Genomic DNA, 13,771 nt, shown 5'->3' with positions numbered 1-13,771 from the left:
TACAAAGCTACCAATCGCTTTTAGAGTAAACACACTAACCGCCAAAACACTGCTTAAATCACAGCCTGTTCACTCACGGCCGATTTAACGGGACGAAGGTATCGGCCGAAGCCTGCATTTCTGAGCGCCAGATCGACACAGCTTTTTATGACATGCGGCGAATCCAGCAGCAAAACGTCTTGCAACAACTGAACGGCCCATTCCCGATCGACGCTGCGAATCACCGATTTTACTTTCGGCAGGCTGGCCGCGTTCATCGACAACGAATCGTAACCCATAGCCATCAGCAGCAAAGCACCGCCCGGGTCGCCCGCCAGCTCGCCACAGATTCCCACCGGTTTACCAACCGCATGGGTGTCTTGCGCAATACGAACCAACGCCTGCAAGACCGCCGGGTGGTACGAATGATACAGCTGAGCAACCCGCGGGTTGTTACGGTCAACCGCCAGCAGATATTGGGTGAGGTCATTGGAACCTACCGAGACGAAATCCACTCGATCCGCCAGCTCGCGAATCTGATATACCGCCCCCGGCACCTCGATCATCACGCCCACTTTGGGCATGTGAACATCGTACCCCTCTTCCCGTACCTCGTGATAAACACGGTAGATCAGGTGCAGAGACTCCTCCACCTCGGAGACATTGCTGATCATGGGCAACATAATTTGCAGGTTGTTCAGGCCTTCGCTGGCTTTGAGCATAGCCCGAACCTGCAATAAAAAGATTTCCGGGTGGTCCAGCGTTACCCGGATACCCCGCCAACCCAGGAACGGGTTCTCTTCTTGAATCGGGAAGTAGGTCAGCGCTTTATCACCGCCGATGTCCAGGGTTCGCATGGTGACCGGATTTGGAGCAAAGGCTTCAAGCTGCTCCCGATAGTACTCCCGCTGTTCTTGCTCGGACGGGAAACGATCTTTGATCATGAACGGCACTTCGGTACGGTAAAGTCCGATGCCTTCGGCACCATGAGAGAGTGAGCGCACCACATCGGTCATCAGGCCGGTGTTCACCAGCAAAGGCACTCGATGCCCATCCAACGTTTCGCATGGTTTATCCCGCAGCTCTTCCAGCCCTCGGAACAGCTCATCCTCTTCTTCACATATGGCCTGATAAAACGCCCGAAGATCGGCGGAAGGCGACGCAAAAATTTGACCTTCGAAGCCATCCACCACCAGCTCACGACCACCCAGCTGGTTGACGGGTATATCCACCAGCCCCATTACAGTCGGGACGCCCATGGCCCGTGCCAGAATGGCGACGTGAGAGTTACTGGAGCCTTTTACCGAGACCAGCCCCACCAACTGCCCTTTCGGCACTTCGCCCAACATGGCCGGCGTAAGTTCTTCACTCACCAGAACCGTGCGCTCTGGGTATTCCAGATGCTTCTGCTCACCTTCCTGCATGTGCGACAACAGGCGGCGGCCCAGATCCCGGATATCGACGACACGTTCCTGCAGGTACAAATCGTCCATCAACTCAAAATGACGAATGTACTGCTGAATCACCTGCTTCAAGGCACCCTGTGCCCAAGTGCCTTCCTGAATTTTACTGACCACTTCGCCAGGAAGCGCGCTTTCATCCAGCATCCGCAGGTATACGTCAAACAGCGCTTGCTCTTCTGGCCGAAGCTGTGAAGCCAAGCGATTGGCAACACGCTCGATGTCTTCTTTTACAGCTTGAACCGCGCTCCAAAAGAGCTCCAGCTCGCGATCTATATCGTCAGCGGGCTTCTCTGGTACAACATCAAGATCCGCTGATGGATAGACCACCGTACCGGTGCCGATGGCGACACCGGGCGCACCTGGCACCCCGTTAAAGCAAACGTCATGGGTCTCTTCACCGGTTAACGATAAACCACTGATCGCTCCGGTCGCCTCACTGTGCGCAATAACACCCGCCAATTGGGCTGAAATCGTCACCAAAAAGGCTTCTTCGCCCTCATCGAAACAGCGGGAATTTTCGCGTTGCTGCACCACCAAAACACCCAATACGACACGGTGGTGAATGATAGGCACCCCAAGGAACGAACTGAATCGCTCTTCACCGGTTTCCGGAAAGTAACGATAACGGGGATGAGAGGGCGCATCTTCGAGGTTGATCGGCTCCTCTCGGGAGCCTACAAGCCCGACAAGGCCCTCGGAATGGGCCAGACTGACATGGCCCACCGCGTCTTTATACAGACCTTCGGTGGCCATCAAAATGTAACGATTCGAGGCGGGGTCCAGCAGGTAAACCGAACAGACTTCGGTTCCCATGGCTTTCTGCACTCGCGAAACAATGATATCGAGTGCCTCGTTCAGATCACGGGCGCTGTTTACCTCTTGTACGATACTTCGCAAGATGCCGAGCATTGGACTAGTCCATAATTATTGATGTTCCTTCAAACGCCGGTTTGACTCTCCTTTCTGCCACTGTTCCATATTGTGAAACAGTCTGGGGGCCAGTTCTCTCAGCGCGCGCCTGTACACTTCTCTTTTGAACGCAATCACTTGTCCCAACGGGTACCAGTAGCTCACCCACTGCCAACCGTCGAATTCAGGTGACTCTGTACCATCTACGCGAACATGCGCATCTGGTGACAACATCCGCAGCAGGAACCATTTCTGTTTTTGCCCCACACATACCGGGTGCGAATTGTGGCGTACCATCCTTCTGGGCAGCCGATACCTTAGCCACCCTCTTGTGCACGTGATGATTTCCACATCATTAGCACTGAGGCCAATTTCCTCTTCCAGCTCCCGGTACAAGGCCTCTTCAGGCGACTCATTCGGATTAATGCCGCCTTGCGGAAATTGCCAGGAGTCCTGCCCTATTCGCCTCGCCCAGAGAACCTCACCCCTGTGGTTGGCCAGAATGATTCCGACGTTGGGTCTGAAACCGTCTGAGTCGATCACGGCACAGTCCTCGTAATAGTCGGTGACCGGTTGTTTTTCCAACCGACGAAATTTGTCCAAGTTGCTATCATTCTTACAGAAACCCAATGGTTCAGCAAACGATGCTGCATGCAGCACACCTCATCAGAGCCGTGCTAGACTGTCAGCTTTGCTCAAAAGCCTGTGACAATGGGAGGACGCGGCTTGACGCTCGCAATTTTTGACTTGGACAACACCTTGCTGGCCGGCGACAGCGACCACGCTTGGGGAGAATTTCTGGTAGAAGAGGGCATGGTGGACGCAGAGGTGTATCGCCAGGCCAACGACCGCTTTTATCAGGAATACCTGAATGGCGAGCTGGACGTTTTCGAATACCAGCGTTTTGCATTGCAACCGCTGTCCACCCACAGCATGGAAGAACTGGAATCCTGGCGCGAAGCATTTATGGCGAAAAAAGTGCAGCCGATGATGCTGGAGAAAGCTGCAAAATTGCTGGCTGATCACCGTGCTCAGGGCCACACTCTGATGATCATTACCGCCACCAACCGATTTATTACCGAGCCGATTGCGGAGCTTTTGGGTGTGGATTACCTGATAGCGACCGAGCCGGAGTTGGTGAACGGTCGGTTTACCGGAGAAGTAGCGGGAACACCAAGTTTTCAGGACGGCAAAGTGGTGCGCCTGAATGACTGGCTGCAGGCCTTCGATGAGACCCTGGAGGGCGCTTGGTTTTACAGCGATTCCCACAACGATGTACCACTGCTGAAATTGGTACAGAACCCAGTGGCTGTGGACCCGGACCCAACGCTGGAGAAACTGGCCAATGAGAGTGGCTGGCCGGTGATGTCGCTTCGGGATTAGCGCATTACGGAGACCGCCGCCCGGCTAGCAATAGGACGGCGTTGCCGGGATACGCGGTGAATACATCACGGTATCGACAAAATCATCCCTGATTTGTCGATACCGGAAGGGTTTCCCACCGGCGACCTACATTGGGTAGAAGTTCGCGACCTTTACAAAAAACCGGTCAGCGAGCGCACAAAGCAAGACTTGATGTAATCGGTTTCAGGAATACCAGGGACAACCGGATGATCCGGCGCCTGATGTCCCTGCTCCAGCAATTGCACAAAACGATCAATCTTCCGGCCACTGCCGCGAATGATGTCGATCAGTTTTTCCTGCGACAAATGCATCGAACAAGACGCTGACACCAGCAGGCCATCACGCTCAAGTAACCGCAAACCCAGCTGATTCAAACGAGCATAAGCCTGCTCTCCGGCTTTCTGGTCACGGCGGCGCGGAATCAATGCAGGCGGGTCGAGCACCACGATGTCGAACTTCTCTTTCTCATCCGCAAGGGCTTTCAAGGCATCAAAGGCATCGCCCTCAATGGTGTCCACATTATCCAGCCCGTTCAATTTGGCGTTGTGATGCACCGAGTTCACCGCAGACGATGAAGCATCGACACAGGTCACCTGAGAAGCACCGGCACACGCGGCCTGAATCCCCCAGCCGCCGACATAACTGAACACATCCAACACTCGTTTACCGGGCGCATAGGCCTGAAGCCGCTGACGATTCATCCGATGATCGTAAAACCATCCCGTCTTCTGCCCACCAGCCAAAGGCACTTCAAACTGCGCGCCGTTCTCTTCCACTCGCAAAATATCCGTCTCCGGCCCGTGGGCAAATTCCACGTAATCGGACAGGCCTTCCACCTTGCGCATCTTGCCATCGTTCTTCAGTACCACCACACGGGGATGCGCCAAACGCTGCACTGCCCGCACAATGGCGTCTTTCATCAGCTCCATACCTGCGGTCGAAATCTGCACCACCACAACATCATCAAAGCGATCCACCACCAAGCCCGACAGCCCATCGCTGTCACCAAACACCCAGCGATAAAACGGCTTGTCAAACAAGCGCTCCCGCAACGAAAGCGCCGCTTCCATCCGATCCGTCAACCGCTTGGGCGTCATACCGTGCGCGGGTTCCCGACTGATCAAACGACCACAGATCAACGCATGGGGGTTCACAAACACTGTCCCCAGCGGCTTGTCATTAGACGCCCGCAACTGAGCCTGAGCACCCGCTTGGAATTCTGTTAACGGACTGCGTTTAATGTCCACCTCATTACTGTAAACCCACAAGTGGCCAGCACGGAGACGGCGTTCTGCGCCTTTGCGCAGGTAGAGAATCGGGAAATCCATTAATTAATTACCTGTGAGTTCATTCGTTATGCGAGCTGCACCAATCTAAAACCCTTAACCCTCTGAAGCCACGTGTTCAGCGTATGCTTCGGGATCCATCAGGCCATCCAACTCACCTTCATCCGCCATCTTAACCTTGAACATCCAGCCTTCACCGTAAGGATCATCGTTCACAATCTCCGGCTCATCCTCGAGTTTCTCATTCACCTCAAGAACCTCACCGGTCACCGGACTGAACACATCCGACGCCGACTTTACCGACTCGGCAACGCCCGCTTCCTCACCACCATTGACCGTAGCACCCACTTCTGGAACGCCGATATACACCACATCACCCAACTGCGCCTGGGCAAAATCTGTAATACCGACCGTCGCCGTGCCGTCAGCCTCTACCCGCACCCACTGGTGAGTATCAAGATATTTAAGATCCGCAGGGATATTGCTCATAATCTGTGTGTCCTGTTGAAATTTTTTGCGCAGTTTAACCGAAGAGCTTAGTTCCAGCGAATGCTACGGGCCAGCTTCATAAACGCAACCAGATAATCCACATCCCGATCCCGCTCCCGAAAGCCCAAAAATATCTGTTTCGGCATGCCACCCTTGCCCAATCGCAAAGCCTTAATCGGCATTTTCTGCGCGTACTCATCCACCAGCCATCGCGGCAATGCAGACACACCTCGGCCCGCAGCAACCATCTGCAACATGATATCGGTCGTTTCGATTGTTTTGTGGAATGCCGGCGCGGCGTGAGCGGGCAAAAAGAAGCGGGTAAAGATGTCCAGCCGTTCCGGTGCCACCGGATAGGTGATCAACGTTTCACTCGCCAATTGCTCTGGCTCTACCCAGTCATTTTCCACCAACGGATGATCGCTCGCCACCACCAGCACCTGCTCATAATCGAACACGGGCTCAAAGCAAACGCCGGGGCGGTGCAGCGGGTCGGGCGTGACCAACAAATCGATATCATGGCCGAACAGCGCGCCCATTCCGCCAAACTGGAACTCTTGTTTAACATCCACATCAACATCGGGCCACTGCTGTAGATAAGGACCAACCACCTTCAACAGCCACTGGTAACAAGGATGGCACTCCATGCCCACCCGCAAGCTGCCACGCTGACCCTTAGCCACCTGCCCTACCAGCATTTCCGCGTGCTCAAACTGCGGTAATAGCCGGTTAGCAAGCGCAAGCAACTGCTCACCCGCTTGGGTAAACCGCAACTGCCGCCCTTCTCGCAACCACACTGGCGTTCCCAGCTGCTGCTCCAACTTCCGAATCGCGTGACTCAACGCGGATTGCGTCAAATGCAGCTGCTCGGCCGCAGCAGTGAGCGAGCCTTGTCGCTCGACCGCACGAAATATTTCCAGATGACTTCGCTCAATCATGGCTAAACCGTGAATTTTATTCATGAATAGTTGAGATAATACCATTTTTATTCATTAACCGAACATCATAATCTAGCCCACCTACTCACAACAGACACCATCAAGGGCGACATCATGGTTACGACACACAACCTCGGGTTTCCACGCATTGGCGACCAACGGGAACTGAAATTCGCATTGGAACATTACTGGGCAGGGCGGAAATCCGAACAGGATCTAGCCGCAACCGCCGCTGAGCTGCGCCAGAAACATTGGCAGCAGCAAACGGATCTGGATTTTGTTCCCGTGGGAGATTTCTCGCTATACGATCAGGTGCTCGACATGTCCGTCACTTTGGGCAACCTGCCGACTCGCGCAGCGGAAAAAGAAGGGAACGGGCTGGACGCATACTTCCGCGCCGCCCGTGGCCGAGGCGCTAATGACAGCCCCTGCTGCGCCATCGCGGCCGGAGAAATGACCAAGTGGTTCGACACCAATTACCACTACATCGTGCCGGAGTTTACCGCGGATACTGAGTTTGAACTGAACCCGGAGCGCCTGCTGAGACAACTGGCCGAAGCACAACAACAAGGAGTCGCAGCGAAGCCCGTTATTATTGGCCCCGTCACGTACCTGTGGCTCGGCAAAACCTCAGACGGCAGCAATCGTCTTGATTTGCTCGAGCGTCTACTGCCCGTTTATTCGCAATTGCTGGAGACCCTCGCCGATGCCGGCGCCGAATGGGTTCAAATTGACGAGCCCGCTCTGGTCACTGAACTGGACGCCAACTGGCGTTACGCCTTCAACCTGGCCTATCACCAATTGAAAACCAACCGCCCAAAATTATTGCTGGCGACTTACTTCGGCGAGCTGCGCAACAACCTGCAACTGGCCTGCGAGCTGCCGGTAGCCGGCGTGCATCTGGACGCTGTCAGCGCACCGGATGAGGTTAACCGTATTGCCGACTGGCTGCCGACGCACAAGGTTCTGTCTCTGGGCGTAATCAGTGGTCGTAACATTTGGAAAACCGATCTAAATAAAACGCTGGACTGGCTGGAGCCCGTGCATGAGAAGCTTGGCGAGCGCCTGTGGCTGGCACCCTCTTGCTCGCTGCTTCACGTGCCCGTCGATTTGTCCCAGGAAACGGGACTGGACCCAGAAATCCGTAACTGGCTGGCTTTTGCTATACAGAAGCTGGATGAACTTCAGGTGCTGACCCTCGCTCTGAACGAAGGCCGTGAATCGGTCCAACAGCAACTGGCTCGCAATCAGGAAGCCATTGATAGCCGCCGCAACTCGGCTCGCGTCACCAATCCGGACGTTCGAGCAGCGGTAGCGGAAATAACAACCGAGCTTGGCAACCGCCAGAACCCCTACACTCATCGAATAGCGCTTCAGCAGCAGAAACTTCAGCTGCCTGCGTTCCCGACCACCACCATTGGTTCGTTTCCGCAAACCCCGGAGATCCGTCAGGCACGCTTACAGTTCCGTAAAGGCGATCTAACCACAACTGACTACGAAGCCCAAATGAAGGCGGAGATCGAACGCTGTATTCGCAACCAGGAAGCCTTGGGGCTGGACGTTCTCGTTCACGGTGAAGCCGAGCGCAACGACATGGTGGAATACTTCGGTGAACAGCTAGAAGGCTATGCCTTTACTCGATTTGGCTGGGTTCAGTCGTACGGTTCGCGCTGCGTGAAGCCGCCCATTCTGTTCGGCGACATCCGCCGCCCGAAGGCAATGACCGTAGACTGGATTCGCTATGCCCAATCACTGACCGACAAACCCGTGAAAGGCATGTTGACCGGGCCGGTGACCATTCTGAACTGGTCCTTCGTACGGGACGATCAACCCCGCAAAGATTCGTGCCTGCAACTGGCGCTGGCCATTCGTGAAGAAGTTCAGGATTTGGAAAAAGCCGGTGTGGGTATCATCCAGATCGACGAAGCCGCTCTGCGCGAAGGCCTACCCCTTCGACAGTCTGATTGGGAGACTTATCTGGATTGGGCCATCAACAGCTTCCGCATTGCGGCCAACGGCGTAGAGGACCGTACTCAGATTCACACTCACATGTGTTATTCGGAGTTCAACGACATCATCAAGGCCATCGCCCGCATGGATGCCGACGTGATCACCATCGAGACGTCACGCTCCGACATGGAGCTTCTGGATGCTTTCAAGAGCTTCGAGTACCCGAACGACATCGGGCCCGGGGTGTATGACATCCACTCGCCCAACGTTCCCAAGAAAGAGCAAATCATCAACCTGATGCAGCTCGCCGCGGAGCGGATTCCGGCAGAACGGTTGTGGATCAACCCGGACTGCGGACTGAAAACGCGGAAGTGGGAGGAAGTGACTCCCGCCTTGGAGACCATGGTAGCCGCAGCTCAGGCGCTGCGGGCATAGTTCAAGCTGAGACCGAGGTGCGCCCAATACGGCGCACCCCATCATCAACTAACGCGGTGCGGTAATATCTGGAGGCACGGCCCCCACCGGGATAAGCACCAGCCCGCCCGAGTAGATGTTCAAGGTCAATCTTGTTGGCATTATGGGCATGATCAAGGATCAGGCATTTGGCCTTTGAGGCCGCAAAGAAAGGAGATTCCAGTCTGGGCAAATCTGCAACGCGCAGATCCCAAGAGCGTAAAATTTTCATGGCTCGTCATCCGTTGACTGAGGGTGTTCGTCCTTGTGAAATTGCATTCACAGCGTTGCTATCGTAACAAACTGATCATCCCAATCAGTAAACTGTCTTACAGTGGCGAGCAGGAGTTGCGTGGAAGAAGAGCGAGGCGTTATGCGATCAATACCCGGTACTGCTTTCGTCCAGCTTGAATTCAAACTGGCTGGCCCTACGAACCTCGGTAACAACACTTCCGGAGGGATCTAATTCAATCCATCGGTAGCCAGGTGCACGCGGTTCAACCGAGAAATCACTGGAACCGGCGGTAAACTGGATGCATGTGGAGGGGGTAGCGAGCAAATCCACACCGTTCCGTTGCTGCTGAAGCTCTTGATGGATATGCCCCCACAACACGACCTTCACCTGCGGGTGTTTATCGATGATTCGCCAAAAACCCTCGCGAGTTTTCAGGCCAATTTTTTCCATCCAGTCAGAACCAATGTCTACGGGATGGTGGTGCAAACACACCACGGTGGGCAGTTCAATCTGCTCGAAAAGTGCGTTGTCGAGGCGGGTAAGTTCCTCCGCGGACAACTCACCGAATACTTTTCCGTGAACGGAAGAATCGAGCATCACGAAGTGCCAGCCGCCCTGTATCCACTGACGCGGATCTGCCTGAAACTCGGCGGCAATCGCGGTCATCAGCGGAGTGTCGTCGTGATTTCCCGCGATCCAGAGTGAAGGGCACTGAAAGGCCTGCAGTTGCTCCCCGAAATACCGGTAAGCTTCAGCCGAAGCATCTTGGGAGATGTCGCCGGTTGCCAGCACCAAGTCAGGCTGCCCATGCACCTTCAGCGCTTCATCGATAACAGCAGCGAGACTGTCTCGGGTGTTAACCCCCAGCAAGACTCCGTCTGACTGAGCGGTCAGGTGGGGGTCCGTCAACTGCAGCACCCGTAACGGGCGCTTGGGATCAGAGTTGGTCATGCTAGCCCTGCTGTTGTCTGTGCAACTGGTTAGTTTTGTTCTTAGTGTACGATGACTGAGTCTCGTTGCATTGGCTACGAATTAAGGATAAGTCACATTCTCGTCAATCGCGCCTGATATTTTGCAGTCTTTGGCAACCATGACACCGACTAAAATGCCTCGAAGATAAGTTCGATTCAGTCTCCGCCCTGCCCCGCCGTCCAAACGGCATGTTCCATTGGCAGATGTCCAAAGCGCAAACAGTAATCCAGCCAGTCGGCGAGAAAGCCGTTAATCTGAATCTTTTCGTCTGGGTGGTGCATGAAACGATTCGGGTAATCGTTCACCGGGGCAATATGCCGATGCCGATAACAACTGATCACCTCAGCCATTGTCGCATCGTGATAGACACGAACAGTCATTCGAGGGTTGTTGAGCCAACGGCCACTGTTATGAACTTGTTCAAGCAACAGGGTTTCCGTGAACCTTGCTCTTTGCAGGCGCTCAATCCGGACCCGGCCCAGATACTGATCTTCCCGGTGTAATTCGATTTCACACACGGTCTCGTCATCTGCTTGAAGCTGCCTCAGTTTACTCAGCCGGTGGTAGTTGCCATCACACAGGGCACCGAGCTGGCGTAAGTCCGGCACGTATCGCTTTGGTCGTTTTACCCATTCAGTCATGCCCGCCACTCCTTACGCAACCGGTCTCGGTTTAATTGCAGCCACTGGATGGCGATGATGGCGGCTGCGTTGTTGATGCGGCCATCGGCAATCATGGCAAAGGTTTCTTCAGCCGAAACCACATGGGAGAGAATGTCTTCGTGTTCGTGTTCAACCCCAAAAACTCCCCCAGCGTCGACTGTACTGATTTGCCCACAATAGAGGTGGATCATTTCAGTGGTGCCGCCGGGCGATACCATGTAGTCGCAGATTTTATCAAGACGGCTGAAGCTAAGCCCGGCTTCTTCCTGACCTTCTCGCTGTGCAACGTCTTCGGGGCTTTCGCCCTCTTCGTTCATGCCAGCAACGAGTTCGAGTAACCATGGCGACTGGTTGCGCCCCAGGGCGCCAAGCCGGAATTGTTCGAGTAATACGATTTCATCGCGTTCTGGATCATAGGGCAGTACGCAGGTGGCATCGCCGCGGATGAAGAGTTCGCGGGTAAAGGTGGGCATTTCACAGCCGTCGAAGCGCGGGTGGGTCAGCCAGAGTTTGTCCATACGGAAGAAGCCCTGGAAGACGGTTTCGCGTTTTTCGATTTTGACGTCGCTTGCTGTGAACTGGAACGGTTGTGGCATCGGTTCTTCCGGTTTGGTAATCGGTTTTGAACGATAGCCGTTATTATGGGGATGCTGCAAGTTACGGCCTGAGCCTGACCGCTTCGTGTTAGGCAGACCTTACCAGAGCCGGGGTGGAGTGGTGGGGCGGTTCAGAAATTTGCAGAGCCAGGGATGGCGGAGCAGAAGCGCCCCACCACCCCGGCTCATAACTCCCAACCCCAAAGGCCGGGAGATCACGAGCACCGAAGTCAGACTTTGTCGTAAAGCTTAGAGCCAGACGCCACAAACTCGCGAGATTTTTCCTGCATCCCGGCATCGATGGCAGATACTTCATCCACGCCCTGCTCCGCTGCATAATCCCGTACTTCCTGTGAGATTTTCATCGAGCAGAACTTCGGCCCGCACATGGAGCAGAAATGGGCCACTTTGGCGGAGTCTTTCGGCAGGGTTTCATCGTGGAACGCCCGCGCAGTGTCCGGGTCCAGTGCTAGGTTAAACTGATCTTCCCAGCGGAATTCGAACCGCGCCTTGGACAAGGCGTTGTCGCGAATCTGTGCACCCGGATGGCCTTTGGCCAGATCGGCCGCGTGGGCGGCGATTTTGTAGGTGATGATGCCGGTTTTTACGTCATCTTTGTTGGGCAAACCCAGGTGCTCTTTCGGCGTGACGTAGCACAGCATGGCGCAACCAAACCAGCCGATCATTGCCGCACCAATGCCCGAGGTGATGTGGTCGTAACCCGGAGCAATATCTGTGGTCAGTGGCCCGAGCGTGTAGAACGGGGCTTCGTCACAGCATTCCAGCTGCTTGTCCATGTTTTCTTTGATCAGGTGCATGGGCACGTGGCCGGGGCCTTCGATCATGCATTGAACGTCGTGTTTCCAAGCTATTTTGGTGAGCTCACCCAAGGTTTCCAGCTCACCGAACTGGGCTTCGTCGTTGGCATCCGCAATGGAACCTGGGCGCAAGCCGTCGCCGAGACTGAAGGACACGTCGTAGGCCTTCATGATCTCGCAAATGTCTTCGAAGTGTTCGTACAAGAAGCTTTCTTTATGATGCGCCAGGCACCACTTCGCCATGATAGAGCCACCGCGAGAGACGATACCAGTGGTCCGCTTGGCCGTCATTGGCACGTGGTGCAGGCGCACACCCGCGTGAATGGTGAAGTAATCCACACCTTGCTCTGCCTGCTCGATCAGGGTGTCCCGGAAGATTTCCCAAGTCAGGTCTTCGGCTACCCCGCCGACTTTTTCCAACGCCTGATAGATCGGTACGGTGCCGATGGGAACGGGAGAATTCCGGATGATCCACTCGCGGGTTTCATGGATGTTTTTGCCGGTGGACAAGTCCATCACGGTGTCTGAGCCCCAGCGAATGCCCCAGGTAAGTTTCTCGACTTCTTCTTCAATAGAAGAAGTAACGGCAGAGTTACCGATGTTGCCGTTGATCTTCACTAGAAAGTTCCGACCGATGATCATCGGCTCAGTTTCCGGGTGATTGATGTTGGCCGGGATGATCGCCCGACCTCGCGCCACTTCTTCACGAACGAATTCCGGGGTAATTTCAGCTGGCAGGCTAGCGCCGAACGACTGACCCGGGTGCTGCTGGTCCACCAGCCCCTGATCGCGGGCTTCCTGGAGCTTCATATTTTCCCGAATGGCGATGTATTCCATTTCCGGAGTGATAATGCCCTGTCGGGCGTAATGCATCTGGGTGACGTTCTTGCCGGGTTTCGCTTTGAACGGCTTTCGCTCGTCCATGAAACGAAGCGGGTCCAGCAGTGGGTCTTTCATACGTCGGCGAGTGAACTCGGAGGTGTAACCCTCGAGCGGCTCAACGTCACCGCGCTCGGCAATCCAGTTGGCTCGCACCGGCACCAAGCCTTTTCGCAAATCGATATTGGCGTCCGGGTCTGTGTAGGGGCCTGAAGTGTCATACACCAGCACTGGCGCGTTCTTCTCGCCCCCCAATTCGGTCGGGGTGTCGCCCACCGTAATTTCCCGCATTGGCACCCGAATGTCGGCTCGGCTACCCTGAACGTAGATTTTTCGTGAGCTTGGTAATGGTTTGATTGCTGCCGAGTCCACTTTTGCGGAGTCGCTGAGGTATGCTGGTATGTCCGTCATGTCTGCTCCCAGTAACTTCTGAGGTGTCAGGTCGCGCATGACGGAGCACTGCCAAAACGCCAGGATTGGCTGTTTGGCACTGTTCGTGCGGTCTTAATCCCTACGCCGGTATTATCCGGATCAGGTCGCGGGTTCTGCGTTGCAATCTCAGCCTATCGCCCGTTTCTGGCGATTCAGCACCCCGTCAAGACGCGAATATCGAATTCGTTGCTTACACAATGTGTGAGCTTCTCAAGTGTAGAGACGGGACTCATTATTGTCCATAATGAGCCACCGATACTTTTGGACCATGCTGTTGCGTTAGCACTCGGCAACGTGGCCTTCCGA

Annotated in this window: 12 protein-coding genes and 1 riboswitch; of the genes, 2 read left to right on the top strand and 10 right to left on the bottom strand. The window is 54.9% G+C overall.

Translation table 11 applies throughout. The features are described from left to right. Positions 1-53: 53 nt before the first annotated feature. Complete coding sequence (gene ptsP / locus VOI14_RS09780) at positions 54-2,351, bottom strand: phosphoenolpyruvate--protein phosphotransferase (RefSeq protein WP_323751868.1); 2,298 nt, start codon at positions 2,349-2,351, stop codon at positions 54-56. 15 nt (positions 2,352-2,366) lie between these two features. Beyond that, positions 2,367-2,894 (bottom strand): RNA pyrophosphohydrolase, encoded by a 528-nt coding sequence (locus VOI14_RS09775; RefSeq protein ID WP_323751937.1) that lies wholly within the window; start codon positions 2,892-2,894, stop codon positions 2,367-2,369. 183 nt (positions 2,895-3,077) lie between these two features. On the opposite strand from VOI14_RS09775, the gene VOI14_RS09770 reads away from it, so the two are divergent. After that, the gene (locus VOI14_RS09770) at positions 3,078-3,734 is read left to right on the top strand and encodes an HAD family hydrolase (protein WP_323751867.1); all 657 of its coding nucleotides are present in this window, start codon (positions 3,078-3,080) and stop codon (positions 3,732-3,734) included. A gap of 152 nt (positions 3,735-3,886) precedes the next feature. Here VOI14_RS09770 and VOI14_RS09765 read toward each other — a convergent pair whose 3' ends face one another. Genes VOI14_RS09765 through VOI14_RS09755 form a run of 3 tightly spaced genes read right to left on the bottom strand, consistent with a single transcriptional unit; the run spans position 3,887 to position 6,468 of the window. Further along, a complete protein-coding gene (locus VOI14_RS09765; RefSeq protein ID WP_323751866.1) occupies positions 3,887-5,083 on the bottom strand; it encodes a class I SAM-dependent rRNA methyltransferase in 1,197 nt (398 codons plus the stop codon). A 54-nt stretch (positions 5,084-5,137) separates the two neighbouring features. Then, the gene (gene gcvH, locus VOI14_RS09760; protein WP_323751865.1) at positions 5,138-5,530 is read right to left on the bottom strand and encodes a glycine cleavage system protein GcvH; all 393 of its coding nucleotides are present in this window, start codon (positions 5,528-5,530) and stop codon (positions 5,138-5,140) included. A gap of 47 nt (positions 5,531-5,577) precedes the next feature. Next, entirely contained in the window at positions 5,578-6,468 is an 891-nt protein-coding gene (locus VOI14_RS09755) for a LysR family transcriptional regulator (RefSeq protein ID WP_323751864.1), read from the bottom strand. A gap of 114 nt (positions 6,469-6,582) precedes the next feature. On the opposite strand from VOI14_RS09755, the gene metE reads away from it, so the two are divergent. Next, positions 6,583-8,853, top strand: a complete 2,271-nt coding sequence (metE, locus tag VOI14_RS09750; protein ID WP_323751863.1) for a 5-methyltetrahydropteroyltriglutamate--homocysteine S-methyltransferase — start codon at positions 6,583-6,585, stop codon at positions 8,851-8,853. Position 8,854: 1 nt separating this feature from the next. Here metE and VOI14_RS09745 read toward each other — a convergent pair whose 3' ends face one another. From VOI14_RS09745 to thiC, 5 genes are all read right to left on the bottom strand, one after another. Next, the gene (locus VOI14_RS09745; protein ID WP_323751862.1) at positions 8,855-9,103 is read right to left on the bottom strand and encodes a hypothetical protein; all 249 of its coding nucleotides are present in this window, start codon (positions 9,101-9,103) and stop codon (positions 8,855-8,857) included. Between the two features lie 147 nt (positions 9,104-9,250). Beyond that, positions 9,251-10,057 carry a 3',5'-cyclic-AMP phosphodiesterase gene (gene cpdA, locus VOI14_RS09740; protein WP_323751861.1) on the bottom strand — a complete coding sequence of 269 codons (807 nt, stop codon included), beginning with the start codon at positions 10,055-10,057 and terminating at the stop codon, positions 9,251-9,253. 176 nt (positions 10,058-10,233) lie between these two features. Next, on the bottom strand, positions 10,234-10,719 hold the full coding sequence (locus VOI14_RS09735) for a DUF1249 domain-containing protein (RefSeq protein WP_323751860.1): 486 nt from the start codon (positions 10,717-10,719) through the stop codon (positions 10,234-10,236). Beyond that, positions 10,716-11,336, bottom strand: coding sequence for an NUDIX domain-containing protein (locus VOI14_RS09730; protein ID WP_323751859.1), 621 nt, complete (start codon positions 11,334-11,336; stop codon positions 10,716-10,718). The genes VOI14_RS09735 and VOI14_RS09730 overlap by 4 nt, the downstream gene beginning before the upstream one ends. Before the next feature lie 230 nt (positions 11,337-11,566). Beyond that, complete coding sequence (gene thiC, locus VOI14_RS09725) at positions 11,567-13,444, bottom strand: phosphomethylpyrimidine synthase ThiC (RefSeq protein WP_323751858.1); 1,878 nt, start codon at positions 13,442-13,444, stop codon at positions 11,567-11,569. A gap of 80 nt (positions 13,445-13,524) precedes the next feature. Then, positions 13,525-13,638: riboswitch (TPP riboswitch) on the bottom strand. Positions 13,639-13,771: the final 133 nt, after the last annotated feature.

Origin of the sequence: Marinobacter sp. (genome assembly GCF_034669625.1) — a bacterium.
Classification (GTDB): domain Bacteria; phylum Pseudomonadota; class Gammaproteobacteria; order Pseudomonadales; family Oleiphilaceae; genus Marinobacter.
Note: the sequence above shows the minus strand (reverse complement) of the source record. Positions and strands in the feature narration are given on the sequence as shown.

What these genes read in the sequence shown, in the direction of transcription:
- ptsP (WP_323751868.1), bottom strand. Translation starts at nt 2,351, where the DNA reads ATGCTCGGCATCTTGCGAAGTATCGTACAAGAGGTAAACAGCGCCCGT.
- VOI14_RS09765 (WP_323751866.1), bottom strand. Translation starts at nt 5,083, where the DNA reads ATGGATTTCCCGATTCTCTACCTGCGCAAAGGCGCAGAACGCCGTCTC.
- gcvH (WP_323751865.1), bottom strand. Translation starts at nt 5,530, where the DNA reads ATGAGCAATATCCCTGCGGATCTTAAATATCTTGATACTCACCAGTGG.
- VOI14_RS09755 (WP_323751864.1), bottom strand. Translation starts at nt 6,468, where the DNA reads ATGATTGAGCGAAGTCATCTGGAAATATTTCGTGCGGTCGAGCGACAA.
- metE (WP_323751863.1), top strand. Translation starts at nt 6,583, where the DNA reads ATGGTTACGACACACAACCTCGGGTTTCCACGCATTGGCGACCAACGG.
- VOI14_RS09745 (WP_323751862.1), bottom strand. Translation starts at nt 9,103, where the DNA reads ATGAAAATTTTACGCTCTTGGGATCTGCGCGTTGCAGATTTGCCCAGA.
- cpdA (WP_323751861.1), bottom strand. Translation starts at nt 10,057, where the DNA reads ATGACCAACTCTGATCCCAAGCGCCCGTTACGGGTGCTGCAGTTGACG.
- VOI14_RS09735 (WP_323751860.1), bottom strand. Translation starts at nt 10,719, where the DNA reads ATGACTGAATGGGTAAAACGACCAAAGCGATACGTGCCGGACTTACGC.
- VOI14_RS09730 (WP_323751859.1), bottom strand. Translation starts at nt 11,336, where the DNA reads ATGCCACAACCGTTCCAGTTCACAGCAAGCGACGTCAAAATCGAAAAA.
- thiC (WP_323751858.1), bottom strand. Translation starts at nt 13,444, where the DNA reads ATGACGGACATACCAGCATACCTCAGCGACTCCGCAAAAGTGGACTCG.